The 24,913-nt window shown below is 68.8% G+C and carries 24 protein-coding genes; 18 read left to right on the top strand and 6 right to left on the bottom strand.

The window, feature by feature from the left end; all coding sequences use genetic code 11:
- Positions 1–132 precede the first annotated feature (132 nt).
- The 12 genes from infA (at position 133) to OHT21_RS28140 (ending at position 12,219) form a co-directional block, all read left to right on the top strand.
- The gene (gene infA, locus OHT21_RS28085; protein WP_003948620.1) at positions 133–354 is read left to right on the top strand and encodes a translation initiation factor IF-1; all 222 of its coding nucleotides are present in this window, start codon (positions 133–135) and stop codon (positions 352–354) included.
- 198 nt (positions 355–552) lie between these two features.
- Positions 553–666, top strand: coding sequence for a 50S ribosomal protein L36 (gene rpmJ / locus OHT21_RS28090; RefSeq protein WP_003998809.1), 114 nt, complete (start codon positions 553–555; stop codon positions 664–666).
- A 192-nt stretch (positions 667–858) separates the two neighbouring features.
- The gene (gene rpsM, locus OHT21_RS28095; protein WP_010986359.1) at positions 859–1,239 is read left to right on the top strand and encodes a 30S ribosomal protein S13; all 381 of its coding nucleotides are present in this window, start codon (positions 859–861) and stop codon (positions 1,237–1,239) included.
- 68 nt (positions 1,240–1,307) lie between these two features.
- Entirely contained in the window at positions 1,308–1,712 is a 405-nt protein-coding gene (gene rpsK, locus OHT21_RS28100) for a 30S ribosomal protein S11 (RefSeq protein ID WP_003948617.1), read from the top strand.
- A 198-nt stretch (positions 1,713–1,910) separates the two neighbouring features.
- The gene (locus tag OHT21_RS28105) at positions 1,911–2,933 is read left to right on the top strand and encodes a DNA-directed RNA polymerase subunit alpha (RefSeq protein WP_003966937.1); all 1,023 of its coding nucleotides are present in this window, start codon (positions 1,911–1,913) and stop codon (positions 2,931–2,933) included.
- Positions 2,934–3,126: 193 nt separating this feature from the next.
- Positions 3,127–3,681 (top strand): 50S ribosomal protein L17, encoded by a 555-nt coding sequence (gene rplQ / locus OHT21_RS28110; RefSeq protein ID WP_328771083.1) that lies wholly within the window; start codon positions 3,127–3,129, stop codon positions 3,679–3,681.
- A 74-nt stretch (positions 3,682–3,755) separates the two neighbouring features.
- Positions 3,756–4,616, top strand: coding sequence for a tRNA pseudouridine(38-40) synthase TruA (gene truA / locus OHT21_RS28115; RefSeq protein ID WP_328771084.1), 861 nt, complete (start codon positions 3,756–3,758; stop codon positions 4,614–4,616).
- Positions 4,617–4,792: 176 nt separating this feature from the next.
- Entirely contained in the window at positions 4,793–6,388 is a 1,596-nt protein-coding gene (locus tag OHT21_RS28120; RefSeq protein ID WP_328771085.1) for a glycosyltransferase family 2 protein, read from the top strand.
- Positions 6,385–7,452, top strand: coding sequence for a glycoside hydrolase family 26 protein (locus OHT21_RS28125; RefSeq protein ID WP_328771086.1), 1,068 nt, complete (start codon positions 6,385–6,387; stop codon positions 7,450–7,452). The genes OHT21_RS28120 and OHT21_RS28125 overlap by 4 nt, the downstream gene beginning before the upstream one ends.
- The gene (locus OHT21_RS28130; protein ID WP_328771087.1) at positions 7,449–9,494 is read left to right on the top strand and encodes a glycosyltransferase family 39 protein; all 2,046 of its coding nucleotides are present in this window, start codon (positions 7,449–7,451) and stop codon (positions 9,492–9,494) included. Before OHT21_RS28125 ends, OHT21_RS28130 begins: the two co-directional genes overlap by 4 nt.
- Positions 9,491–11,383, top strand: a complete 1,893-nt coding sequence (locus OHT21_RS28135) for a glycosyltransferase family 39 protein (RefSeq protein WP_328771088.1) — start codon at positions 9,491–9,493, stop codon at positions 11,381–11,383. The genes OHT21_RS28130 and OHT21_RS28135 overlap by 4 nt, the downstream gene beginning before the upstream one ends.
- Positions 11,384–11,457: 74 nt before the next feature.
- Complete coding sequence (locus OHT21_RS28140; RefSeq protein ID WP_328771089.1) at positions 11,458–12,219, top strand: polyprenol monophosphomannose synthase; 762 nt, start codon at positions 11,458–11,460, stop codon at positions 12,217–12,219.
- 76 nt (positions 12,220–12,295) lie between these two features.
- On the opposite strand, the gene OHT21_RS28145 is transcribed toward OHT21_RS28140, so the two are convergent.
- Complete coding sequence (locus OHT21_RS28145; protein WP_328771090.1) at positions 12,296–13,165, bottom strand: hypothetical protein; 870 nt, start codon at positions 13,163–13,165, stop codon at positions 12,296–12,298.
- Between the two features lie 291 nt (positions 13,166–13,456).
- Here OHT21_RS28145 and rplM point away from each other — a divergent pair, with 291 nt between their 5' ends.
- From rplM to glmM, 3 genes are all read left to right on the top strand, one after another.
- The gene (rplM, locus tag OHT21_RS28150; RefSeq protein ID WP_328771091.1) at positions 13,457–13,900 is read left to right on the top strand and encodes a 50S ribosomal protein L13; all 444 of its coding nucleotides are present in this window, start codon (positions 13,457–13,459) and stop codon (positions 13,898–13,900) included.
- 41 nt (positions 13,901–13,941) lie between these two features.
- On the top strand, positions 13,942–14,463 hold the full coding sequence (gene rpsI, locus OHT21_RS28155; protein ID WP_328771092.1) for a 30S ribosomal protein S9: 522 nt from the start codon (positions 13,942–13,944) through the stop codon (positions 14,461–14,463).
- Between the two features lie 267 nt (positions 14,464–14,730).
- On the top strand, positions 14,731–16,092 hold the full coding sequence (gene glmM / locus OHT21_RS28160; RefSeq protein WP_328771093.1) for a phosphoglucosamine mutase: 1,362 nt from the start codon (positions 14,731–14,733) through the stop codon (positions 16,090–16,092).
- Here the strand turns inward: glmM and OHT21_RS28165 are convergent.
- Together OHT21_RS28165 and coaA are read right to left on the bottom strand one after the other, a co-directional pair.
- Positions 16,089–17,036 carry a DUF389 domain-containing protein gene (locus tag OHT21_RS28165; RefSeq protein WP_328771094.1) on the bottom strand — a complete coding sequence of 316 codons (948 nt, stop codon included), beginning with the start codon at positions 17,034–17,036 and terminating at the stop codon, positions 16,089–16,091. The two genes, glmM and OHT21_RS28165, sit on opposite strands and share 4 nt — an antisense overlap.
- Positions 17,037–17,060: 24 nt before the next feature.
- Positions 17,061–18,050 (bottom strand): type I pantothenate kinase, encoded by a 990-nt coding sequence (gene coaA / locus OHT21_RS28170; protein ID WP_328771095.1) that lies wholly within the window; start codon positions 18,048–18,050, stop codon positions 17,061–17,063.
- Positions 18,051–18,236: 186 nt separating this feature from the next.
- Between coaA and OHT21_RS28175 the strand changes: the two genes are divergently transcribed.
- Both OHT21_RS28175 and OHT21_RS28180 read left to right on the top strand, forming a co-directional pair.
- On the top strand, positions 18,237–18,461 hold the full coding sequence (locus tag OHT21_RS28175) for a hypothetical protein (RefSeq protein WP_328771096.1): 225 nt from the start codon (positions 18,237–18,239) through the stop codon (positions 18,459–18,461).
- Positions 18,462–19,066: 605 nt separating this feature from the next.
- Positions 19,067–19,435, top strand: coding sequence for a holo-ACP synthase (locus OHT21_RS28180; protein ID WP_328771097.1), 369 nt, complete (start codon positions 19,067–19,069; stop codon positions 19,433–19,435).
- A 408-nt stretch (positions 19,436–19,843) separates the two neighbouring features.
- Here the strand turns inward: OHT21_RS28180 and tsaE are convergent, their stop codons facing one another.
- The 3 genes from tsaE to alr all read right to left on the bottom strand — a co-directional run bounded on the left by tsaE (position 19,844) and on the right by alr (position 23,028).
- Entirely contained in the window at positions 19,844–20,377 is a 534-nt protein-coding gene (gene tsaE / locus OHT21_RS28185) for a tRNA (adenosine(37)-N6)-threonylcarbamoyltransferase complex ATPase subunit type 1 TsaE (protein ID WP_328771098.1), read from the bottom strand.
- A complete protein-coding gene (locus tag OHT21_RS28190; protein ID WP_328771099.1) occupies positions 20,343–21,575 on the bottom strand; it encodes an alpha/beta fold hydrolase in 1,233 nt (410 codons plus the stop codon). Before OHT21_RS28190 ends, tsaE begins: the two co-directional genes overlap by 35 nt.
- Before the next feature lie 274 nt (positions 21,576–21,849).
- Entirely contained in the window at positions 21,850–23,028 is a 1,179-nt protein-coding gene (gene alr, locus OHT21_RS28195; RefSeq protein WP_328771100.1) for an alanine racemase, read from the bottom strand.
- Positions 23,029–23,149: 121 nt separating this feature from the next.
- Between alr and OHT21_RS28200 the strand changes: the two genes are divergently transcribed.
- Positions 23,150–24,589 (top strand): NAD(P)H-hydrate dehydratase, encoded by a 1,440-nt coding sequence (locus OHT21_RS28200; RefSeq protein ID WP_328771101.1) that lies wholly within the window; start codon positions 23,150–23,152, stop codon positions 24,587–24,589.
- Positions 24,590–24,913: the final 324 nt, after the last annotated feature.

The raw sequence follows: 24,913 nt of genomic DNA on the forward strand, positions 1-24,913 counted from the left end.
TCCTGCATGGGCAGGCTCTCAATTCGTGTTTCTGATGGCCCTGACGTAGACTGACTCGTCGGCTCTTGTGTACCCGCATGTCTGCATGCGGTTGTTGGAGCCGATCAAGGTAGTCGATTCGAAGGGCGAAGCGTGGCCAAGAAGCAAGGTGCCATCGAGATCGAGGGCACTGTCGTCGAGTCTCTTCCGAACGCCATGTTCAAGGTCGAGCTCCAGAACGGCCACCAGGTCCTGGCACACATCAGCGGCAAGATGCGTATGCACTACATCCGCATCCTCCCTGACGACCGGGTCGTGGTGGAGCTGTCTCCGTACGACCTGACACGTGGCCGGATCGTCTACCGGTATAAGTGAGCTTGGGCGAGTCCTGTACTTGCCTCGGCGGCCGGGAGGGTCGTCGTCGGACAGGCTCGTCCTGTCAAACTCCCCGGAGCGATCCAGGAGAGAGTCTTCCTGACCCGTCAGGAAGAGAACTCCAACGGTACAAGTAGATCTTTTGATGCGCCCCGCCTCCGCCTGGTGCGGTGGCACTGACCCGGAGAACCTCACCCAATGAAGGTCAAGCCGAGCGTCAAGAAGATCTGCGACAAGTGCAGGGTGATCCGCCGTCACGGTCGGGTCATGGTCATCTGCGAAAACCCGCGCCACAAGCAGCGCCAGGGCTGACGCACGACCAACCTTCTGCATCCGCAGACTTCGCGCGACGCAAGCAGTACATGTTCATACGCAGGGCCCGGATCCCATGTTCAGCAAGGATCCGATACCCCCGGTCGGAGGCTGGGGACTCAGTTCGTACCTGGTACGGCGGCTGAGAGCCGGTTCTGTGGAAGACCTCCGAACGACAACTGGAGCCATTGAATGGCACGCGTTTCCGGTGTTGACATCCCGCGCGAAAAGCGCGTGGAGGTTGCCCTCACCTACGTGTTCGGCATTGGCCGGACCCTCTCGCAGAAGACGCTGGCCGAGACCGGCGTCAACCCGAACACCCGCGTTCGTGACCTCTCCGAGGAGGAGCTGGTCAGGATCCGCGAGTACGTGGACAACAACTTCAAGACCGAGGGTGACCTCCGCCGTGAGGTTCAGGCCGACATCCGCCGCAAGGTCGAGATCGGCTGCTACCAGGGTCTGCGTCACCGTCGTGGCCTGCCCGTCCACGGTCAGCGCACCAGCACCAACGCCCGTACCCGCAAGGGTCCGCGTCGCGCCATCGCCGGTAAGAAGAAGCCGGGCAAGAAGTAGTCCGCAGCGGACTTCGCCGTCCAGCGGTCTTCGCTGTAGGACCGACCACCTCCCCGTAGGAGAAATAGATGCCCCCCAAGGGACGTCAGGGCGCTGCCAAGAAGGTGCGCCGCAAGGAAAAGAAGAACGTCGCTCACGGCCACGCGCACATCAAGAGCACGTTCAACAACACCATCGTTTCGATCACCGACCCGACCGGCAACGTGATCTCCTGGGCCTCCGCCGGCCACGTCGGCTTCAAGGGCTCGCGTAAGTCGACCCCCTTCGCCGCGCAGATGGCCGCCGAGTCGGCCGCCCGTCGCGCGCAGGAGCACGGCATGCGCAAGGTGGATGTGTTCGTCAAGGGCCCGGGTTCGGGTCGTGAGACCGCCATCCGTTCGCTGCAGGCGACCGGGCTCGAGGTCGGCTCCATCCAGGACGTCACGCCCACCCCGCACAACGGCTGCCGTCCGCCCAAGCGTCGTCGCGTCTGACGCCAGCGACTTAAGGGCTTGCTGTGCCTCCGGGCTTTTCGGCCGGGGGCGTGGGGGTTGGCCCCCACATGTAACAGCCGGGCGGTACGGCTCCGTAAAAGGGCCGTATCGCCCGTACCCTTGCAGTATCCCGCGCTCTGGTTGGCGCGGTTCCGTCGGGCGTCAAATAGCGGGCGTCCACGAAAAAAGGATCCACACATGCTGATCGCTCAGCGTCCCTCGTTGACCGAAGAGGTCGTCGACGAATTCCGCTCCCGGTTCGTGATCGAGCCGCTGGAGCCGGGCTTCGGCTACACCCTCGGCAACTCCCTGCGTCGCACGCTCCTGTCGTCGATTCCCGGTGCTGCTGTCACGAGCATCCGGATCGACGGTGTCCTGCACGAGTTCACCACCGTGCCGGGCGTCAAGGAGGACGTCACCGACCTGATCCTCAACATCAAGCAGCTGGTCGTGAGCAGTGAGCACGACGAGCCTGTGGTGATGTACCTGCGCAAGCAGGGGCCGGGCCTGGTGACCGCCGCCGACATCGCGCCGCCGGCCGGTGTCGAGGTGCACAACCCGGATCTCGTTCTTGCCACGCTCAACGGCAAGGGCAAGCTGGAGATGGAGCTCACGGTCGAGCGTGGCCGTGGTTACGTCTCCGCTGTGCAGAACAAGCAGGTCGGTCAGGAGATCGGGCGTATCCCGGTCGACTCGATCTACTCGCCGGTGCTCAAGGTCACGTACAAGGTCGAGGCCACGCGTGTCGAGCAGCGCACCGACTTCGACAAGCTGATCGTCGACGTCGAGACCAAGCAGGCCATGCGTCCGCGTGACGCCATGGCTTCCGCCGGTAAGACGCTGGTCGAGCTGTTCGGTCTCGCCCGCGAGCTGAACATCGACGCCGAGGGCATCGACATGGGTCCGTCGCCGACGGACGCCGCGCTTGCCGCCGATCTGGCGTTGCCGATCGAGGAGCTCGAGCTCACCGTTCGGTCGTACAACTGCCTCAAGCGTGAGGGCATCCACAGTGTGGGTGAGCTGGTTGCGCGTTCTGAGGCTGACCTCCTGGACATTCGTAACTTCGGTGCGAAGTCCATCGACGAGGTCAAGGCCAAGCTGGCCGGCATGGGCTTGGCCCTGAAGGACAGCCCGCCTGGGTTTGACCCGACCGCTGCCGCCGACGCCTTTGGCGCCGACGACGATGCGGACGCCGGGTTCGTCGAGACCGAGCAGTACTAAGAGCTCGGGTTCGACTGCTGGTTCCAGGCTGCGGGCCGGTCAGTGGCTGGTCGCGCAGTTCCCCGCGCCCCTACGGGGCGCGGGTCTTCCGGTCGCCTTGAAAAAGGTGGCCGGATCTCCGACAGGCGGCCGCCTGCTCGGATACTGACCTCGGTACCTGATACGGCCGGGGCAGACACCTAGGAGAAACACCATGCCGAAGCCCGCCAAGGGTGCCCGTCTGGGCGGCAGTGCCGCGCACGAGAAGCTGCTTCTTGCGAACCTTGCGAAGGCGCTTTTCGAGCACGGCCGGATCACGACCACCGAGGCGAAGGCCCGTCGTCTGCGGCCCTACGCCGAGCGTCTGGTCACCAAGGCGAAGAAGGGCGACCTTCACAACCGCCGCCAGGTGCTCCAGGTCATCACGGACAAGAGCATCGTGCACACGCTCTTCACCGAGATCGGCCCGCGGTACGAGAACCGTCCGGGTGGCTACACCCGTATCACCAAGATCGGTAACCGTCGGGGCGACAACGCGCCCATGGCTGTCATCGAGCTGGTGGAGGCGCTGACCGTGGCCCAGGAGGCCACCGGTGAGGCCGAGGCGGCGACCAAGCGTGCCGTCAAGGAGGACGCCTTCAAGAAGGAGGACACCTTCCAGAAGGAAGACGTTCTCAAGAAGGACGAGGCCGCTGAGGCCGAGGCCGAAGAGGTCGTCGAGGACGCGAAGCCGGCTGCCGCCGAGGGCGACGAGTCCAAGGACGCCTGAGGTTTCACCTCGCGTCGTGCGGGTCCGCCCCTGAGGGGGCGGGCCCGTTTTCGTGTCCCTGAAAGGAACCAGGTGTGAGTGACGAGGTAGAGCCCGGGTTCGTACGGGTACGGCTTGATCTGTCGTATGACGGGAGCGCCTTCTCCGGGTGGGCCAAGCAGGCCGGGGGGCGGCGTACCGTGCAGGGGGAGGTCGAGGATGCGCTGCGTACGGTGACTCGGTCGCGGGAGACGACGTACGAGCTGACCGTGGCGGGGCGGACCGATGCCGGAGTGCATGCCCGGGGTCAGGTGGCGCACGTCGATCTGCCCGAGGGGCTGTGGGCCGAGCATCGGGAGAAGCTGCTCAAGCGGCTGGCCGGGCGGTTGCCGAAGGATGTGCGGGTGTGGTCGCTCAGGGAGGCGCCCAGCGGCTTCAACGCGCGGTTCTCGGCGGTCTGGCGGCGGTACGCCTATCGCGTCACCGACAACCCGGGGGGCGTCGATCCGCTGTTGCGCAGCCATGTTCTCTGGCACGACTGGCCGCTCGACGTCGATGCCATGAACGAGGCGGCGCGGCCGCTGCTCGGGGAGCACGATTTCGCCGCGTACTGCAAGAAACGGGACGGGGCGACGACCATTCGTACGCTTCAGGAGCTGAGCCTGGCGCGGGGGGCGGACGGGGTGATTACGGCCACAGTGCGGGCCGATGCCTTCTGCCACAACATGGTGCGGTCGTTGATCGGGGCGCTGCTGTTCGTGGGGGACGGGCACCGGGGGACCGACTGGCCGGGGAAGGTGCTCGCCGCCGGGGTGCGGGACTCTGCGGTGCACGTCGTACGGCCTCATGGGCTGACTTTGGAGCAAGTCGGGTACCCCGCCGACGAGTTGCTGGCGGCGCGGAACAAGGAGGCGCGGAACCGGCGATCGTTGCCGGGGACGGCCGGGTGCTGCTGAGTGAGAGGGTGCTTTTTATGCCCACTGCGGCGGTGAGGGAAACCCCTGCGTAACACGTATGTTCGGGTGTACCTACTGAAACTCGGTTACGATGCGGCTGCTCGGCTTTGAGTTTCATGTGTAGTGGCCGGGCTTGGGTGGGGGTAACGGGCTGGACCGGCCCGGGGGGTTTGTGCATGAGTCCAGTGGGGACTGCTCGTGTTCCGCAGAACCGACGTCGCAGGCGGGCGCCGCAGAGTCATGGGCTGCTGCCGCAGCCGCCGGACGATGTGGAGAAGTACTCGTACGCGCGGCGGTATCTGTGGGTGCTGACGATCGGCTCGCTGATCAGTTTCGCGTGTCTGGCGATGAGCCAGTTTCTGTTCACGGCGTCGAGTCCGTGGTTCTGGCTGACGATGCCGCTGCTGGCGTTCATCATCGCGGACTATCTGATCTCGCTGTATCTCGACGGGCTCAGCAAGGACTTCGACCTCAAGGGACACAAGCGGCTCGTCCGCAAGTGGCAGCCCGCCGTGTACCCGAGCGTGGACATCTTCCTGCCGGTGTGCGGTGAGCCGCTGGAGGTGCTGCACAACACCTGGGTCCACGTGAACCGGCTCGCGGCCAGCTACCAGGGCGAGGTGAAGACGTACGTCCTGGATGACGCGGCCGAGGACGAGGTCGGGGCCATGGCGAACGACTTCGGCTTCAACTACGTGGTACGGCCCAACCGGGGCTGGTTCAAGAAGGCCGGCAACCTCAATCACGCCTTCGAGAAGACCGACGGCGACCACATCCTCATCCTGGACGCCGACTTCGCGCCGCGCGCCGATCTGCTCGACGAGCTGCTGCCGTACATGGACGACGACCCGAAGATCGGCATCGTGCAGTCGCCGCAGTTCTTCCGCATCGTCGACCGGCAGAACTGGATCGAGCGCGGGGCCGGCGCCGTACAGGAGCAGTTCTACCGCTCCGTGCAGACGTCCCGGGAGGACAAGGACGGGTCCATCTGCGTGGGCTCCTGCGCCGTGTACCGGCGTGAGGCCCTGGCGCAGATCGGCGGCATCACGCTGATCGAGCACTCCGAGGACATGTACACCGGCTTCGATCTGCGGGCGCTGGGCTGGAAGCTGCGTTACGTGCCCGTCGCGCTGTCCGCGGGTGTGTGCCCGGACACGGCCGGTGCCTTCCACAACCAGCAGTACCGCTGGTGCATGGGCTCGCTGGAGCTGCTGACCAGCAAGCGGTTCTGGGAGATGGACCTGAAGTTCAAGACGCGGCTCTGCTACGTCTCCGGCTTCCTCTACTACCTGCAGACCGCGCTCGCCACGTTCATCGCGCCCGTCATCCCGCTCGCGCTGATGATCCTGCGCCCCGATCTGCTGCGGGCCGAGGCCGCGCTGTGGGTGCTGCCGAGTGTCGCGTACGTGACGCTGGTGCTGCCGTTGTGGCACCGGGCGCCGTACCGGCTCGAGGCCTGGTCCGTCCGCATCATGTACGGGTGGTCGCATGTCTTCGCGGTCTGGGACGTGCTGCGCGGCCGTCCGATGGGCTGGAAGCCCACGGGTTCGGACGGCGCCAAGAAGAACGGCATGCGCCGCTACTGGAACTGCATGATCTTCTGGACCGGCGGCACCGCCCTGCTCTGGATCGTCGTCGCCGCCTGGCGCATGCTCACCCTCTATCCGCCGGACTTCGCGCTGATGCTGTCGGCCGGGCTGTTCTACGGGATGGTCGTCGGCCGCGTCCTCGTACAGCCCCGCGCCCAGGAAGCGCAGGAAGTGACCGCATGACTTTCTCCGTACGTTCCGTCCACACGCTCCGGACCGTGCGGGCACTCGCCGCCGCACTGCTGGCCGGTGCGCTGCTCGCCGGATGCAGCACCTTCTCCGAGGAGGGCCGCGACCAGTACGAGCGCAGCCAGGGGGAGCCGCCCGCTGCCGAAGGGGCCGAAGGCGCCGCCTCCGACGAGGAGGAGAGCGAGTCCGCGAACCCGGAGCTGCCGTTCGACGTCAGACCGCTGCTGAAGCCGGACAAGGACTACCTGGGGCTGGCCGCCGACGGGGCGCCCGCCAAGATGACGGCCGTCAAGGACTTCGCCGAGAAGGCGGGCAAGAAGCCGAACCTCATCGAGTTCTACTCGGCCTGGGGCGACCAGTACGAGACGCGTCTGGTGAAGAACTCCTGGGACTACGGCGCGGTGTCCTTCATCGCGTGGGAGCCCTTCGAGACGCCCCTGAAGGACATCGCCTCCGGCAAGGAGGACGAGTACATCCGCGAGTACGCGCGCTCCGTCAAGAAGCTGAACCTGCCCGTGGCGATCAGCTGGGCGCACGAGATGAACGGCTTCTGGTACCCGTGGGGCACCAAGAAGGTCACGGCCGAGGAGTTCGTCGCCGCGTACAAGCACATCCACGACCTGTTCGCCGAAGAGGGTGCCACGCAGGTCATCTGGGTGTGGAGCCCGAACGTCATCAACCCGATGCCGAAGGTGAAGCTCGAGCCGTACTGGCCGGGCGACGAGTACGTCGACTGGGTCGGCGTCATCGGCTATTACGCGGCCACCGGTCCCTCGACGTACCCGGAGCTCTACGGGCCGACGATGACCCAGATACGTACCTTCACGAAGAAACCGTTCATCATCGCGGAGACCGCGGCGCAGGCCGGCGAGCGCAAGCCCGCCGACATCAAGGATCTCTTCAAGGGGACGGCGAAGGCCGAGGACGTCATCGGGTTCGTCTGGTTCAACTTCGACAAGGAGACCGACTGGCGCATCAGCAGCGGCCCGCTGTCCCAGAAGACCTTCAGGGAGCAGGCCCAGAGCGACAGCTTCGGATTCGATGTGACCAAGCCATGACGAACCGACGCACGCCCACCTGGGCGGAGGACTCTGAGCTGCGCGGCGGGGGGCACGAGCGCCCGTACGCGTACGAGCAGGGGAATCAACAGGCCTACGACCAGGGGAATCACCAGCAGCAGTATCAGGGACAACAGCAGGCGTACGGGCAGCAGGGGAACCAGCAGGCGTACGGGCAGGGGAACCAGCAGCCGCACGCGCAGGCTGGTCAGCAGCAGTACGGACAAGGGCACCAGCAGTCGTACCCCCAGGCGCAGCAGCGGCAGGTCGGGAACGAGAGCCTGCGGCAGTACGTGCAGAACGCGCCTCCGCCTGTGTACCCGCACCATCCCGAGTACGACGAGGGCGGCGCGGGCGGGCGGCAGCTGACCAACACCGGCACCTGGCGGTTCAACGGGCGGACGTCCAAGTACCTGGACCAGGCGACGTTCCAGATCTACGCGCCCTTCGACCCGTACGCGCAGCTCACCGCCGTCGAGCCGGAGCCTCAGGCGCAGGAGGAGAAGCCGGGGTACACGCTGCCCGAGGTGCCCGAGTCGGCCTGGTCGGTGGACACCCGGCGCAGCAAGCTGCTGGGCCGCGCGGTGCTGCTGTTCATCCTGCTCGTGCAGGCCGGGCTGTCCCTGCGCCTGAAGGGGACGGCCTTCCAGGACGAGGCGCTGTACGTCGCCTCCGGCCACTACGAGCTGGCCAACCTGCTGCACGGCACGAAGCTGCCCGTCGACTTCGCGGCCTACTTCTCCGGCCACCCCAAGCTGTATCCGGTGCTCGCGGCGGTCGTGGACAGCCAGTTCGGGCTGACCGGCGTACGGCTGGTGAGCCTGGCGTTCATGCTGGCCTCCACCGGGCTGCTCTACTCGCTCACCCGGCGGCTGTTCAACCTCCGTGCCGCGCTCGGAGCGGCCGCGCTGTTCTCGGTGATCCAGTCGACGAGCGTGCTCGGCAACTTCGCCACGTACGACGCCGCCGCGGTCTTCCTGCTCGCGCTCGCGGCCTGGGCGGTGGTGCGCACCGACCGGATGGGCGCCTTCGCGGTGCTGCTCGCGGCGCCGCCGGCCGCGCTCGCCTTCGGAGTGAAGTACGCCTCCGGGCTCTATCTGCCGACCCTGGTACTCCTCGCGGTGGTCACCGCGCACCGGCACCGCGGCATCGGCGCGCTGTGGCGCGGTGTGGTGCTGGGCGCGGGCACCGTGGTGCTGCTCGGCGTCGGTTACTACTTCTCCGGGCCGCTGGGCGGCATCAGCTCCACCACCACCGACCGTGCGAAGGGCCAGGACACCGCGGCGACGATGCTCCAGCACAGCGCGGAGTGGGGCGGCCTGGTCTTCCTGGCCGCGCTGGGCGGCTCGATCGCGTACGTGATACGCGGCCGGATGGGCGAGATGCCGTGGATCGGCGACACCGCCACCCCGGGCCGCTGGCGCCGCGCCTCGCTCGGCCTGCTGCTGACCGGCACCGCGCTGCTCGCGCCCGCGTACCAGATCCACCTCCAGACCGAGATCTCGCTCTACAAGCACGTCGGCTTCGGCCTGCTCTTCGCGGCGCCGATGGCAGGACTCGGCATGGCCCGCCTGGTCGGCCCGCACTTCCGGCATCCGCAGCTCGGGATTCTGCTGTACTCCCTCGCGCTGGTGTTCGGCATGGTCCAGGCGCAGCGGGCGTACAGCTTCCCGGACTCGACGGAGATGATCGCGTACATGCGCAAGGTGGTCGACAAGAAGGGCGAGTATCTGGCCGAGGAGCAGGAGGTTCCGGGCTACTACCTGCGTGACAAGACGAACTGGACGCAGTGGCAGAACTCCTACTTCATGGACTATCAGGGCAAGAAGGACAAGAAACAGTACTCCGGCCCTGAAGCCTTCCGGCAGGCCGTCCGTGAGGGGCACTTCGACGCGATCGTGATGCACGGCGGGGTGAGCCCCGACACGTTCAAGGCGGTCAAGGAGGGCCTGAAGGGCAACTCCCACTACCGGCTGGCCGCCGTCCTCCCCTTCACCACGAGCAGCGGTGAGCGCGCCTATCGGATTTGGGTGAAGCGATGACCGTCAATGCCTCCCCGCCGTACGGCGGCGGATACCCGGATGCCCACGGCAACCATGATCCGTACGCGGGTCAGGGTGGCTACGGGGGGCACGGCTCGTACGCCGGCGGCCAGGGCGGCTACGGCAACCAGGGCGCTTACGCCGACCCGGCGCAGGGCGGGTACGCGGGTCCCGGTCAGTACGCCGACCCCGGTACGTACGCCGCCCCTGGAACGTACGCCCAGCCCGGCCAGGACACCTACACCCCCGAGCCCGCTCCGGTCGAACCGCCCCCGGCCCGGCACCGCGCGCCAAAGGCGGAAGAGCCCAAGGCTGAGGAGCCCAAGGCCGAACCCGACGCCGACGAGGAGCAGCCCGACGAGCCGGAAGGCGCGCGGCTTGCCGGTGCGCTGACCTTCCTGGTGCCCACGGTGCTGTCCTTCGCCATGATCTGGCGCGGGATCGGCGAGCGGCAGCTGTGGCGGGACGAGCACGCCACGTGGTGGGCGGCGAGCCTGTCGTTCCACGACCTGAGCATGCTGATCCGCACCATCGACGTGGTCTTCACGCCGTACTACGTGCTCATGCACGCCTGGATCGCCGTCGCCGGGGACACCCCGACGGCGATGCGGATCCCCGGCGCGGTGGCCATGGCGGCGTCCTGCGGTCTGCTCGCCCTGCTCGGGCGGCGGCTGTTCACCACCCAGGCGGGAATCCTCGCGGGACTCGCCTTCGCCGTCGTACCGGCGACCACGCGGTACGGGCAGGAGATCCGGCCGTACGCCTTCGCCGTGGCGGCCGTGCTGCTGTCGACCTGGCTGCTCGCCCGGGCCCTGGACGAGCCGTCCTTCAAGGTGTGGGTCGCCTACACGCTGTCGGTGCCGCTGATCGGCTGGAGCCATCTGGCCTCGATGGCGGTGCTCGGCGCGCATCTGGTGATGATCCTCATCGCGCGCCGCGAGGGCGACAAGATCGTGGGCTGGGCCTATGCCGCCGCCTGCACCCTGGGTCTGTGCTTCGTCATACCCATGGCCGTCTCGGGCTCGGGACAGAGCGGGCAGATCGCCTGGAACAACCCAGTGCTCAAGGACCTGATCGACTTCCCGAAGAACCTCTTCGGCTCCTGGGCGGTCGCCGTGCCCGTGATGGCGCTCGGCGCGCTCGGACTCCTCTTCGCGGGCAAGCGGGCCCTCGCACTGGCCGTCTGGATCGTGCTCCCGCCGCTCGCCACGTACGTCACCGCCGAGCAGCTCCATCTCTTCCTGCCGCGCTACCTGCTGTTCACGGCGCCCGCCTGGGTGCTGCTCGCCGCCGTGGCCGTGTGCCGGCTCGCCGGTCCGGTCGCCGGGGCCAAGGCCGGTTCCGGTGCCGCGGTGCGGCGCGGCTTCGGCTGGGTGCTCGCCGCGGCGGCGGTCGCCGGGATCGCCTTCCAGGCGCAGCCGGGCATCCGTGAGACCCGGGTGAACGCGGCGGGCGAGCCGGACTTCCGCGGCGCCGCCCGGATCATCGAGGCCGGGCAGAAGAAGGGCGACGGCATCGTCTTCAGCGGTGAGATGTCCGAACGCCGGGCCATGGACTACGAGTTGCGCAACGACGCGGGCCGCCCGAAGGACTGGCTGATGCACCGCACGCCGCAGGAGCTGGGCTCGTTCGGCGCCGCCGAGTGTCCCAACCCCGCGCAGTGCCTGGCGAAGGCCGACCGTCTGTGGCTCGTCGCGACGGGGTACGACGGGAATCCGTTCACCGGCATGTCGAAGGAGTCGGCGACCGCGATCAAGAAGAGCTTCCGCACCGTGAAGACGCGGAAGCTGGACAGTCTCCAGCTCGTGCTCCTCGAAAGGACACGCGCCGCGACGGACGACTCCACCAAGGAGAAGGACGACGCCGGCAAGCGCAAGGTGCACACCTGAGCTGGCTTTGGGACGGACGCCGGAAACGCCCGCGTCCGTAGGGGTTCCTGTATGGGGACAAGGGGAGGGAAAAGATGACGTACGACCTGGGGGCGGGCGCGGCGGTCACCGTGGTGATGCCTACGTACAACGAGGCGGCCAACCTGCCGAGAATGGCCGAAGCGGTCCTTCAACTACCGCTCAGCGGGCTGCACTTGAAGATAGTGGACGACTCCAGTCCGGACGGCACCGGGCGAATAGCCGACGAGCTGGCGGAGAAGTACAACGCCGACCAGCCCGCCTGGCGGCCCCGGATGAGCGTGCTGCACAGGACCGAGAAGGACGGCCTCGGACGCGCGTACGTGGCGGGCATGAGCGCCGCCGTCGACGAGGGCGCCGAGTACGTCGTGCAGATGGACGCCGACGGCAGCCACCCCGTGGAAGCGGTCCCACGGATGCTCGGCACCGCCGTGGCCTCGGGCGTCGGCCTGGTCGTCGGCAGCCGGTACGTCCAGGGCGGTTCACTCGACGAGGACTGGGGCGCGCACCGCGTACTGCTGTCCCGCTTCGCCAACCGCTACGCGCGCACCGTGCTCGGCACGAAGATCCGCGACATCACGGCCGGCTTCAACCTCTGGTCGGCCCAGACCCTGCGGGACGTGGACCTGCACTCCCTGGACAGCGCGGGCTACAGCTTCCAGGTCGAGCTCAAGTACAAGGCCGTACGAGCCGGTCACAGCGCCGTCGAGATCCCGATCCGCTTCGAGGAGCGCACCGAGGGCGTCTCGAAGATGACCTTGCGTACGCAGCTGGAGTCGGCGGTCGTGCCCGTACGGCTGCGGCTGAAGCACAAGTAGCGGGCGGTACCGGGCAGTTGGCGGCGGTCGCCCACGGGTGGCCGCCGCTTTCCCGGTGCCCGCAGGCCGGTTGCGGCTACTCGTTGGCCGCCGCCGAAGCCTGGGCCTCGCCACGGCGGCGGATCTGGCGGAAGGTGAACTCCCCGAGGTCGTCGCCGGTGGAGAAGACCTTGGTGTCCTTCTGGGTGACGTCCTTGCCGTTGGTGAAGCCGGCGACCGTGAAGTAGGCATAGCGGCCGTACGAGTTGATCGTCGAGCGGCAGACCGCCGAGCTGCAGAACGCGGGCACGCCGTCGCCCGACAGCGACTTGACGACGCTCTTGTTGTCGGCGTCGTTCTTGGCCTTCGTCGCCTGGGCCTCGGTGTCGAAGACGGCCACGCCGACCGTCACCGCCACACCGTCCAGGGAGTACGTGACACGCATCAGCCGCGTGCAGTCGTTCTTCGTGAGAACCGTGCCGAGCGTGCCCTGAACGGCCGACGCGCAGTCCTTCGTGGACGCGGTCTTGCCCTTCTCGTAGCGGCTCTCGCCCATCGTCAGCCGCGAACCGGGGAAGAGGATGTCCGGGCTGAGCGGAGCCGTGTCCTTCTTCACGTTGGAGATGAAGTCCTTCGGGTCCAGCGGCGGCGGCGCCGAGGTCTCCGCGAAGGTCGGCTCGGGCCCGGTGGTGTCCGGCGGGATGTCCGAGGTGGCTGGCAGATCGGAGGCAGGCCGGTTCGCCGCCTGGCCGTTGCCGTCGGTCGAGACCACGGCCACGGCGACGGCCGCGCCTATCGCCACGGTGGCCAGCGCGCCACCGCCGACCATCAGCCACCTGCGGCGCCTGTTGCGCGACTCGGACGCCTCGGCGAGCGCAGCCCAGTCGGGGGTCTGGCTGCCCCACTGCGGCTGCTGAGAACCCGATCCCCCGGGACCCCACTGAGGTCCCCCCTGCCCAAAGCTCATGGGGCGCATCTTAGACGGGACAAGGGGTGTACTGGTCCCACACCAGTAACAGGGCCAAACTCTCGGCCGCTCGCGCGTTTTGACCCGTGTGGCCCGCCGGAGCTATTCTTGCCCTTCGTTATGTGTATTGGCTTGCTCATTCTCACGTGAGAGGCCCTTACACCGGTCCACCGGGGCCGATGACCAGCGATCTGCATGCGGTTGCGTCGCCGCCGTGCGGTCAGGGCTGTCGTGATCGTCCGTGGTGGCCTTGTCAGGACCCACTCACTGAAGAAGCGAAGGCTACGAACCGTGCGTACGTACAGCCCCAAGCCCGGCGACATCACTCGCCAGTGGCATGTCATCGATGCCCGGGACGTCGTTCTCGGCCGTCTGGCGACCACCGCCGCCACCCTTCTGCGGGGCAAGCACAAGCCGATCTACGCTCCGCACGTCGACGCTGGTGACTTCGTCATCATCATCAACGCGGACAAGGTCCACCTGTCCGGCAACAAGCGGACCCAGAAGCTGGCCTACCGCCACTCCGGGTACCCGGGTGGTCTGCGCTCCGTCCGCTACGACGAGCTGCTGGAGAAGAACCCCGAGAAGGCCGTAGAGAAGGCCGTCAAGGGCATGCTCCCGAAGAACTCCCTGGGCCGACAGATGCTCTCGAAGCTGAAGGTCTACAAGGGTGACCAGCACCCGCACGGCGCGCAGCAGCCGCAGCCGTACGAGATCACCCAGGTCGCGCAGTAAGTCCGGCCACCCCTAAGACTGAAGAGAATCTGAGGAGAATCGTGGCCGAGACCACTCCCGAGCAGCCGGTCGAAGAGACCGAGCTCGTCGACATCGAGCAGTACACCACCGAGTCCGAGGCCCCCGTCGAGGGCGAGTACACCTCGGAGTCCATGGCCTCCCGCTTCGGCGAGCCGCAGCCGGCCGCCGGACTGGGTCGCCGTAAGAACGCCATCGCCCGCGTCCGGATCGTCCCGGGCACCGGCAAGTGGAAGATCAACGGTCGCACCCTTGAGGACTACTTCCCCAACAAGGTGCACCAGCAGGAAGTCAACGAGCCCTTCAAGGTGCTCGAGCTCGACGACCGTTACGACGTTGTCGCCCGCATCTCGGGTGGCGGCGTCTCCGGTCAGGCCGGTGCGCTCCGTCTCGGTGTCGCCCGCGCGCTGAACGAGGCGGACGTCGACAACAACCGTGGCGCCCTGAAGAAGGCCGGATTCCTTCGTCGCGACGACCGTGCGGTCGAGCGCAAGAAGGCCGGCCTCAAGAAGGCCCGCAAGGCCCCGCAGTACAGCAAGCGGTAACGCTCTGCTGTCGGGCCGGTTTATCAGCTGCGGGTCCGCTGTGGCTGGTCGCGCCCACGCGGCGGAGCCGCAAATCGGCACAGCCCCGCGCCCCTGAGAGGCCTCCGGCCTCTTTAGGGGCGCGACACCGCACCTGGCTTCGATACACCGCCCCGGCGGCACTCCTGTGCCGCCGGGGCGGCGTATTTACGGCAGTAGGCATTTATCAGGGCCTTACCTGGACACTCTGCTTGAGCCGCAATTTCTGAGCATGTTCGGAGGACACCAGTGGGACGACTCTTCGGCACGGACGGCGTGCGCGGTGTTGCCAACGCGGACCTGACGGCTGAGCTGGCGCTCGGCCTGTCCGTCGCGGCGGCGCACGTACTGGCCGAGGCGGGCACCTTCGAGGGCCACCGGCCCACGGCGGTGGTCGGGCGGGACCCGCGGGCGTCCGGGGAGTTCCTGGAGGCCGCCGTGGTCGCCGGCCTCGCCAGCGCGGGCGTGGACGTCCTGCGCGTGGGCGTGCTGCCGACACCGGCGGTGGCGTACCTCACCGGCGCACTCGGCGCCGACCTCGGCGTGATGCTCTCCGCCAGCCACAACGCCATGCCCGACAACGGCATCAAGTTCTTCGAGCGCGGCGGCCACAAACTCGCCGACGAGCTGGAGGACCGGATCGAGGCCGTGTACGAGGAGCACCGCACCGGCGCCCCCTGGGACCGCCCGACAGGTGCCGGGGTCGGTCGGGTGAAGTCGTATGACGAAGGCTTCGAGCGGTACGTCGCGCACCTCATCACGGCGGTTCCGAACCGTCTGGACGGTTTGAAGGTCGTCCTCGACGAGGCGCACGGCGCCGCCGCCCAGGTCTCGCCCGAGGCCTTCACCCGGGCCGGCGCCGAAGTCGTCACCATCGGCGCCGAGCCGGACGGGCTGAACATCAACGACGGGTGCGGCTCCACGCACCTGGACCTGCTGCGGGCCGCCGTCGTCGAGCACAGCGCCGACCTGGGCATCGCACACGACGGCGACGCCGACCGCTGCCTCGCCGTGGACCACACGGGCGCCGAGATCGACGGGGACCAGATCCTGGCCGTACTCGCGCTGGCGATGCGGGAGCGTTCCGCACTGCGCTCCGACACCGTTGTCGCGACGGTCATGTCCAACCTGGGCTTCAAGCTGGCCATGGAGCGCGCGGGACTCTCCTTGGTACAGACGGCAGTTGGTGACCGTTACGTCCTGGAGGAGATGAAGAAGCACGACTACGCGCTCGGCGGCGAGCAGTCCGGGCACGTGATCATCACGGACCACGCGACCACCGGCGACGGCACCCTGACCGGCCTGCTGCTGGCCGCCCGGGTCGCCCAGACAGGACGTACGCTCCGGGACCTGGCGTCCGTCATGGAACGGCTGCCGCAAGTACTCATCAATGTGCCGGACGTGGACAGGTCGCGGGTGAGCACCTCCGACGAGCTGACCGCCGCGGTCGCCGACGCCGAGCGCGAACTCGGTTCTACGGGACGGGTGTTGCTGCGTCCTTCGGGTACGGAGCCGCTGGTACGGGTGATGGTGGAGGCCGCCGACCTCGACCAGGCGCGGCGGGTGGCGGAGCGGCTCGCCGATGTGGTGAAGTCCGCGCTGGCCTGTTAGGCCTGCGCCTTCTTGGCGTTGCGCTCACGCTGCTTGGCCCAGAAGAACTCCTGGGTGAGCAGCGTGAGGGTGCCGGCGAGGATGATGGCGAGCAGGTTCAGGAGTAGTTGTTCGACGGAGCCCCAGGTCTGTTTGGGGTTTCCGTAGCTCAGGGCGACGGCCGCGTTGGCGGCGGCCGGGATGGTCGTGACGGAGATCGCGACGCCGACCAGGGCACCCGACTTGGCCGAGGTCAGGGAGAGGGTGCCGGCGGTGCCGGCAAGGATGGCCACGATGAAGGAGAACCAGTCGGGGGCCCAGACGAAGTCCGTGTTGGGCCTGTCGCCGGCCAGCCGCTCCTCGGTGAAGAGCCCGATCGAGTCCATGAAGTAGCTGAAGACGACCGTCACCGCCATGGCGAAGGCGAAGCCCACGAGCAGCGCGATCGCCGAGCGCAGCGCGAGCCGCGGGGTGCGCCGCACCAGTGCCGTGCACAGACCGGCCAGCGGCCCGAACTCCGGGCCGACCGCCATCGCGCCCACGATCAGGATCGCGTTGTCGAGGACCACACCGCAGGCCGCGATCATCGTGGCCAGTGTGATGAAGGCGATGTACGTGACCGAGAGCGTCGACTCCTCGTGGGTCGCGTCCGCCAAGTGCTCCCACAGGACCGCGTCCGCGCCCTCGCCCGGCGCCTGGTCGCGCGCCTGGTCGGCACGCTCCGACAGCGACAGGTCGATGTTCTCGATGGCGATCGAGCCGCACTTGTCGATGTCCAACGCCCGCAGCTCACCGAGCAGTTCGTCGCCCGCCTCGCGCGCCACGTCGCACATCACGACGTCCCCAACGGGATTGCGGGCAGCGCCCTGCATCACGACGAGATGCGTGGTGCCGACGGTGTCCTCGATCAGGCGGACCACGCCGTCGGTCTTGTCGGACGGCGTGATCAGGCGCAGATGCAGCATGCCCGGCAGAGTAACCGGGCTCGATCACAGCTTGCGCAGGCTCAGACGCTGCACCTTGTGGTCGGGGCCCTTGCGCAGGACGAGGGTGGCGCGACCGCGCGTGGGGGCCACGTTCTCCAGCAGATTGACCTTGTTGATCGTCCGCCACATGGTGCGGGCGTAGTCGAGGGCCTCCTCCTCGGAGACCTGGGTGTACTTGCGGAAGTACGAGGACGGGTTCTGGAAGGCCGTCTCGCGCAGCTTGCGGAAACGGTTCAGGTACCAGTGCTCGATGTCCTCGGGCCGCGCGTCGACGTACACGCTGAAGTCGAAGTAGTCGGCGAGACCCACGCGGGTGCGGCCGTCCTTGCCGGGCAGGGCGGGCTGCAGAACGTTCAGGCCCTCGACGATCAGGATGTCGGGGCGGCGCACGGTGAGGCGCTTGCCCGGCACGATGTCGTAGATCAGGTGGGAGTAGACGGGCGCGGTGACCTCGTCCTTGCCGGCCTTGATGTCCGCGACGAAACGGGTCAGGGCGCGTCGGTCGTACGACTCCGGGAAGCCCTTCCTCGACATCAGGCCGCGCGCCTGCAACTCCTTGGTCGGCAGCAGGAAGCCGTCCGTGGTGACCAGTTCGACGCGCGGATGCTCGGGCCAGCGGGACAGCAGGGCCTGGAGGAGACGTGCGACGGTCGACTTGCCGACCGCCACGGAGCCGGCGACCCCTATGACGAACGGCGTACCGGACTGCGAGCCCTGCTCGCCGAGGAAGGTGTTCAGCGCGCCCCGCAGTCCGTCCGTGGCCTTCACATACAGGTTCAGCAGCCGGGACAGCGGCAGATAGATGTCCCGCACTTCGTCGAGGTCGATGACATCGCCCAGGCCGCGCAGTCTCTCGACCTCCTCGGCGGTCAGCGGGAGCGGCGTCTTCTCGCGAAGCGCACTCCACTCGGCACGGGTGAGATCGACGTAGGGAGTCGCCTCCGGCCTGGACCGGTGGGCGCTCCGCGGCGACGAGGAGACCGAAGAGATCACAGTCCATTGTTACGGGCCTGGGGGCGCCGTGGCGGGTGGGGTCCGTCACGTCCGCGGACGGCGCTTCCTGTGGATGGGTTGTGGGGAAAGTATGGACCTGCGGGGCCGGTGGGGATACGGTCCGGGCAGCCGGGAGCGAGCCGCCTTCCGGCGGGTTCTGGGGGGTTTGGGGTGGTGGCTGTGGCCATGCGTATTCGTGACGCGGTGCGGTGGAGACGGGCGCGCGCCGACGCGGACTTCGCGGGGCGCGTGAGCAGCGAGCTGGCGGTGGATCTGCCGGATGAGGACTTGGGGGAGTACCTCTACGACTGCATCGACCTGTACGAGATGGGGAGCAAGCCGCGGTGTGAGGAAGTGGAGTACCTGCAGCTGGTGCAGGAGGCGATAGAGCGGGTTGAGCGGGGCCGCTGAGCGGTTGGCTGCGTTTCTTTCCCCAGTCCCGCCCCTTCCCGAAACTGGGGCTCCGCCCCCAGGCCCCCCTGCCTCCGGCGAGGTGGGTGGGGCGCCTGCCGCGGGTGGGTGGGGTGCCTACCGGGGTGGTGGGTGACAGTCGTGTCGCGGCTGCGGGTGCGTTGTGGCTGGTCGCGCAGTTCCCCGCGCCCCTAAAGGCAAAAGCCTGCGACTGCCCGCACCCCGACGAGCAAGCGAGCCGAAAAAGCCTACACTCCGACGAGCAAGCGACCCGAAAAAGCCTGCACCCCGACGAAATCTGGACTTTCCCGTCGGCGGGAGGGGACGTGGGCCGGTGCGTCGTATGCCCGTCGCGTAGGTTCTGTCTGGGCACAGTTGCGCCCTGTGTCAGCACGGGGTCGTATGCCCTGTTGGCGACGGGCTGACGCACCGGACCGCGGCCCCGCGCCCACCACGCACCCGAGGGGCGCGGGGCTGTGTCAATTTGCGGCTCCGCCGCGATGGGGGTCCCCCCGCTCGAGCGGAGTCGAGAGTGGGGGAGCGACCAGCTACAACGCACCGTCAGCCGACAACGAACCCAACCGCTCAACCGCCGGAGGCCCAAGGTGATCATCGGAGTCGGGATCGATGTCGCCGAGATCGACCGGTTCGCGGCGTCGCTGGAGCGGACACCGGCGCTCGCGGACCGGCTTTTCGTCGAGCGGGAGTTGTGGCTCCCGAGCGGCGAGCGCCGCGGCGTCGCATCGCTCGCGGCGCGCTTCGCCGCGAAGGAAGCGCTCGCCAAGGCCCTGGGCGCGCCGAGCGGGCTGTACTGGACAGACGCCGAGGTGTACGTCGAGGACAGCGGGCAGCCACGGCTGCGAGTGCAGGGCACAGTCGCGGCTCGAGCCGCAGAGCTCGGCGTGCGGTCATGGCATGTGTCGCTGAGCCACGACGCGGGCGTGGCTTCGGCAGTGGTGGTCGCGGAGGGCTAGGGCTCCGCTGGGCGATGGGTCCGGGCGGGTCGTACCCCCACCCAACGACCCCCAGCTGGGAACCGGCCGGCTTACGCAGCCTCGCGATGCCGCCGCCCCGCCGGCGCAGGAGCCCGCGGCGCAGGCGCCGGGTCCCGCGGCGGCGTAGACACGACGCGGGCGGCGGCGCACGCCGCGAGAAGCTCGCGCACCGACACCGCACCAGCCTCCGCAGGAACCCGTACAGGTTCGCGATCCGACGTCGACATGGCCGCCTCCTGGGGCTCCCGGAGCAGACGTAGTTAGGTAACCCTAACCAGCACCGGTTCCCATATGAACACGCCGAACCCACCCCACGCAACCTCTTGCCGACGCCATGTCGGAACGTAACGAAACCCGGCCCTCAAGCCCTGCCCTCAAGCCCCGTTGTCAGGCCGACAGCACGCTCAGATCCGCGGTCGCCCACCGTTCCCCCACCCCGCGGAGCGTCACGTGCCGGACCTCGTCCGTCGTGTCCCCGACCGCCCGGTGGATGAACACATGCAGCCGCTCCTCGGTCAGCTCCTCGACCTTCCCCTCGCCCCACTCCACGACGATCACCGAATCGGTCAGCGAGACATCGAGGTCGAGGTCCTCCATCTCGTCGAGCCCGCCGCTCAGGCGGTACGCGTCGGCGTGCACGAGCGGCGGCCCGTCGCCGAGGGAGGGGTGGACGCGCGCGATCACAAAGGTGGGGGACGTGACCGCACCTCGTACGCCGAGCCCTTCGCCGAGCCCACGGGTCAACGTCGTCTTGCCCGCGCCGAGCTCGCCGGTGAGCATCACCAGGTCACCGGCCCGCAGAAGCTTGGCCAGGTGGCGGCCCAACTCCTGCATCTGCTCGGGGGAGTTGACGGTGAGCTCGGTGGTGACGTACGGCATCGGGTGATCAGCCGGGCTGTGCGGTGCTGCTGGTGCTTCCATAACCACCCACGGTAGCGCCGGCCGGGACGGCTCCCGCGCGGGTGAGGAGGTCGGCGAGACGGTCCGTGACGACCTCCGGATGCTCCAGCATCACCAGGTGCCCGGCGTCCGGCACGAGCACCAGCTCCGCGTCCGGCAGCAGGTCCGCTATCGCCTCACTGTGCTCGCTCGGCGTGACCAGGTCCTTGACGCCGGACAGTACGAGGACGGGCAGCTCGGCGAAGTACGCCAGCGCCTCCGTCTTGTCGTGGTCGGTGAACGCCGGATAGAACTCGGCGACCACATCGATCGGCGTGCCCTCGATCAGCCGCTCAGCGAACCGCGCGACCGCCGGATCGACGTCCCTGGACGCGAACGAGTACCGCTTGATGATCCCGGCGAACAGATCGGCCGTCGCCCGCCGCCCCTTCTCCACCAGATCGGCCCGCTGCCCCAGCGCCTTCAGTACGCCGGGCAGTACGCGCCGTACCGCGTTGACGCCCGCGACGGGAAGCCCGAAGTTGACCTCGCCGAGCTTCCCCGACGACGTACCGACGAGAGCGACACCGACCACCCGCTCACGGATGAGGTCGGGGTACTGGTCGGCAAGCGCCATCACCGTCATTCCGCCCATCGAGTGCCCGACGAGTACGAGCGGGCCTTCAGGGGCGGCCGCGTCGATCACGGCCTTCAGGTCGCGGCCGAGCTGCTCGATGTCGAGCGGCACATCGTGCTGGACCTGTGCGACACCGCGTCCGGAGCGGCCGTGGCTGCGCTGGTCCCAGTGGACGGTCCGTACGACACCGCGCAGGGCGGCCCGCTGGAAGTGCCAGGAATCCTGGCTGAGGCAGTAGCCGTGGCTGAGGACGACGGTGACGGGGGCCGGGGCCTTGCGGCCGAACAGTCTGCGGCGGCGGGGGGTGAGCGTGGCGTCCTGCTCCACGTCGTCGATCTCGTAGTAGATCTCCGTGCCGTCGTCCGCGGTCGCCGTGCCGGGCATGCCGCGCAGAGCGCCGTACGGACCTGCCGAGTCGAGCGCGAGCCGGGCCTTCTGGCGCATGCCGCGGCCGACGGTGAGCCGCTCGATCGCGACTCCGGCGGCCGCCCCCGCGGCGACGACGCCTATCGCGGTGCCGACGATCCCCGCCCTGCGCCAGTTCCCGGCGCCCCCCGCGGCGGCGGCCACCGAGGCGACGGCCTCCGCCTTGCTCTCGCTCACGTACCGCTCCTCTTCGCAGGTGTGTGGTCCGGGGGCCGTCCCCCGAAAGCTGCGTACCCGTCTCGTGCGTTATTCAACTGATTTCTCCGAAGGTGTCCCGGATCGCCCGCACGGTCGGGTACGCTGCCTGCCGTGCGTTGCGAGAACCAAGCGCGTACGCCGTGCTGATCGAGAACCAAGACAGCACATGCACCTCCAAGCTTTGCAGTACGAACCCGGGCTGGTTTCAACCCGGCTGGTGTTGATCGTGGAAGACCTGTCGGGTCGCTGACCCTCAGGCATCGTGAGCCAGGAATCCCCCTGCTTCAGCTGGGGGAGGATTCAAGTAGACGCGTGGCACGCGGGTTCCGATCCGGGTCACGATTTCGTACGCGATCGTGCCCGCGGCCTGGGCCCAGTCCTCGGCGGTCGGCTCGCCTTCATCGCCAGGGCCGAACAGCACCACGCGTTCCCCCACCGCCGGCTGGTCCCCGCCGAGATCGACGGCGAACTGGTCCATCGCGACCCGCCCCGCCACCGTCCGCCACTTGCCGCCGGCCAGGACGGGCCCGGTGCCGGAGGCGTGCCGCGGGATCCCGTCCGCGTATCCCACGGGCACCAGGCCGAGGGTCGTGTCGCCCGGCGTCACGTAGTGATGCCCGTAACTGACGCCGTGTCCCGCCGGAACGCGCTTCACCAGCGCGAGCGAGGCCGACAGCGTCATCACCGGCCGCAACCCCAGCTCGGCGGCGGTTCCGAGGGCGGGGCTGGGCGAGATGCCGTACGTCGCGATTCCGGTGCGTACGAGATCGAAGTGGGTCTCCGGGAGGGTGAGCGTGGCGGGCGAGTTGGCGATGTGCCGCACTTCGGGCTGTATGCCCTGCTTCTCCGCGTACGTCACCATCTCGTGGAAGGCGGTGAGTTGGGCCCCGATGGAGGGGTGCCCCGGCTCGTCGGCGCAGGCGAAGTGCGACCAGAGGCCGGTGACCCGGACCAGCCCCTCGGCCTCGGCGCGCAGGGCCGCCGCCACCAACTCGGGCCAGTCACTGGGCTGACACCCGTTGCGCCCGAGCCCGGTGTCGGCCTTGAGCTGAACCCGAGCCGAACGCCCCGCAGCGCGCGCGCCCTCGACGGCTTCGCGCAAGGCCCAGAGCCCACTCACCCCCAGGTCCACATCGGCCTCGACAGCCTCCCGCCAAGGGCCGCCCGGCGTCCACAGCCAGCACATGATCCGGCCAGGCAGCCCCGCCTCACGCAGGGCCAGGGCCTCCTCGGGCGTGGCCGTCCCGAGCCAGGTGGCCCCGGCGTCCAGCGCCGCCCGCGCACACCGCACCGCCCCGTGTCCATACGCGTCGGATTTCACCACCGCCATCAGGGCGGCATCCGGTGCGCAGGCGCGCAGGGTCCCCACATTGGCCGCCAGAGCGGCCAGATCGATCTCGGCGCGGGCACGCGCGGACGTTGTCTCATTCATTGCGCCCAGTGTCTCAGAGCCCACTGACACGCCCGCCGAGCCGGTACGTCTCTGAGCAGCGGGCTCGCCCGGGGTGCCGGGCCGTTGCACGCGAGGCCGCCGCGTACGCGAGACTCGGCGTATGCGTAGTGCGTACGGAGTGGAGACGGTACGGGCGGCCGAGCGGGAGTTGATGGCGCGGCTTCCGGAGGGCGCGCTGATGCAGCGGGCGGCGGCCGGACTGGCCGCGGCCTGCGTGGAGTTGATGGGGCGGGTGTACGGCAGCCGGGTCGTCCTCCTGGTGGGCAGCGGGGACAACGGCGGAGACGCGCTGTACGCGGGAGCCCGCCTCGCCCGCCGCGGCGCGGGCGTCACGGCCGTACTGCTGTCCCCTGAGCGAACCCATCCCGGCGGCCTGGCAGCGCTGCGCCGGGCGGGCGGCCGCGTGCACTCCGCCAAGGACAACGCGCCCGTGGAGCGGGCGATCCGTTCCGCCGATCTCGTGGTCGACGGAATCGTCGGGATCGGCGGCAAGGGCGGGCTGCGCCCCGAGGCCGTGCCCTTGGCCGAGTTGGCCGCGTCCTCCCGTGCCGCCGTCGTCGCCGTGGATCTGCCGAGCGGTGTCGAGGCGGACACCGGCGAGGTTCGCGGCGCGGCGATCCGTGCCGACCTGACCGTGACCTTCGGCACGCACAAGCCGGGGCTGCTGATCGATCCGGCACGGGAGTACGCGGGTTCGGTACGGCTCGTGGACATCGGGCTCTCGTTGCCCGACGCGGCCGAGGCGGAGGCCCTGCAACATGCCGATGTCGCGGCGCTGTTGCCTGTTCCGGGCGCCGAGAGCGACAAGTACCGGCGGGGGGTCGTGGGTATCGCCGCCGGGTCCTCGCGGTATCCCGGGGCCGCCGTACTCGCGGTGGCGGGCGCGCTGCGGGGCGGAGCCGGGGCCGTACGGTACGTCGGTCCCGCCGGGGACGCCGTGATCGCCCGCTTCCCCGAAACCCTTGTCTCGGACCAGGGGCCGAAGCGGGCCGGGCGGGTGCAGGCCTGGGTCGTCGGGCCCGGAGCCGGCGACGACGCGCAGAGCGTGGCGGAGGTGCTTGCCCAGGACGTGCCCGTCCTCGTGGACGCGGATGGCCTGCGGCTGGCGGACCGGGATCTCGTACGGGGCCGGAAGGCGCCCACGCTGTTGACGCCTCACGCGGGTGAGGCTGCCGCCTTGCTCGGTGTCTCGCGGGAGTCGGTCGAGGGGGCGCGGTTGCACTCCGTGCGGGAGTTGGCGGAGCGGTATGGGGCGACGGTGTTGCTGAAGGGCTCGACCACGTTGGTGGCTTCGCCTGGGGGTGGGACGGTTCGGGTCAACGCGACGGGGACGTCGTGGCTGGCCACGGCTGGTAGCGGTGACGTGTTGTCGGGGCTGGCCGGTTCGCTTCTGGCCTCGGGGCTGGGCGCTCTGGACGCCGGGAGTGTTGCGGCGTACCTCCACGGGCTCGCTGGGCGCTTTGCCGCTGACGGGGCGCCGGTGGGCGCGCACGACGTCTTCGAGTCGATCCGCTCCGCGTGGCGGGACGTCATGAGCTGAGGTGGCTCCGCAGGGCAGGGTTTTCTTTCCCCAGCCCCGCCCCTTCCCGAAACTGGGGGCTGCGCCCCCAGGCCCCCCTGCCTCCGGCGGGCGGGTGGGCGCCTTCGGCGGGTGGGTGGGGCGCCTGCCGGGGTGGTGGGTGACATGTCGTGTCGCGGCTGCGGGTGCGTTGTGGCTGGTCGCGCAGTTCCCCGCGCCCCTAAAAAACCTGCGGCTGACCGCGCCCGGAGAAGGCGCCGGCGCCCAGAGCGGGCCCGCGCCCCGGAAGGCGGCCGCGGCCCGGCAGGTGCTCGGGGCCCGGAAGGTGCCCGCGCCCCGAGCAAG

The sequence above is a fragment of the Streptomyces sp. NBC_00286 genome, from assembly GCF_036173125.1.
Classification (GTDB): domain Bacteria; phylum Actinomycetota; class Actinomycetes; order Streptomycetales; family Streptomycetaceae; genus Streptomyces.

Bases quoted from the DNA above. Each gene is read 5' to 3' on its own strand.
- rpsK (WP_003948617.1), top strand. From the start codon at position 1,308: ATGCCCCCCAAGGGACGTCAGGGCGCTGCCAAGAAGGTGCGCCGCAAG.
- OHT21_RS28200 (WP_328771101.1), top strand. From the start codon at position 23,150: ATGCGTAGTGCGTACGGAGTGGAGACGGTACGGGCGGCCGAGCGGGAG.
- OHT21_RS28165 (WP_328771094.1), bottom strand. From the start codon at position 17,036: ATGCTGCATCTGCGCCTGATCACGCCGTCCGACAAGACCGACGGCGTG.
- rpmJ (WP_003998809.1), top strand. From the start codon at position 553: ATGAAGGTCAAGCCGAGCGTCAAGAAGATCTGCGACAAGTGCAGGGTG.
- OHT21_RS28140 (WP_328771089.1), top strand. From the start codon at position 11,458: ATGACGTACGACCTGGGGGCGGGCGCGGCGGTCACCGTGGTGATGCCT.
- OHT21_RS28130 (WP_328771087.1), top strand. From the start codon at position 7,449: ATGACGAACCGACGCACGCCCACCTGGGCGGAGGACTCTGAGCTGCGC.
- OHT21_RS28175 (WP_328771096.1), top strand. From the start codon at position 18,237: ATGCGTATTCGTGACGCGGTGCGGTGGAGACGGGCGCGCGCCGACGCG.
- OHT21_RS28145 (WP_328771090.1), bottom strand. From the start codon at position 13,165: ATGAGCTTTGGGCAGGGGGGACCTCAGTGGGGTCCCGGGGGATCGGGT.
- rplQ (WP_328771083.1), top strand. From the start codon at position 3,127: ATGCCGAAGCCCGCCAAGGGTGCCCGTCTGGGCGGCAGTGCCGCGCAC.
- alr (WP_328771100.1), bottom strand. From the start codon at position 23,028: ATGAATGAGACAACGTCCGCGCGTGCCCGCGCCGAGATCGATCTGGCC.
- OHT21_RS28105 (WP_003966937.1), top strand. From the start codon at position 1,911: ATGCTGATCGCTCAGCGTCCCTCGTTGACCGAAGAGGTCGTCGACGAA.
- rpsM (WP_010986359.1), top strand. From the start codon at position 859: ATGGCACGCGTTTCCGGTGTTGACATCCCGCGCGAAAAGCGCGTGGAG.
- OHT21_RS28120 (WP_328771085.1), top strand. From the start codon at position 4,793: ATGAGTCCAGTGGGGACTGCTCGTGTTCCGCAGAACCGACGTCGCAGG.
- tsaE (WP_328771098.1), bottom strand. From the start codon at position 20,377: ATGGAAGCACCAGCAGCACCGCACAGCCCGGCTGATCACCCGATGCCG.
- OHT21_RS28135 (WP_328771088.1), top strand. From the start codon at position 9,491: ATGACCGTCAATGCCTCCCCGCCGTACGGCGGCGGATACCCGGATGCC.
- OHT21_RS28125 (WP_328771086.1), top strand. From the start codon at position 6,385: ATGACTTTCTCCGTACGTTCCGTCCACACGCTCCGGACCGTGCGGGCA.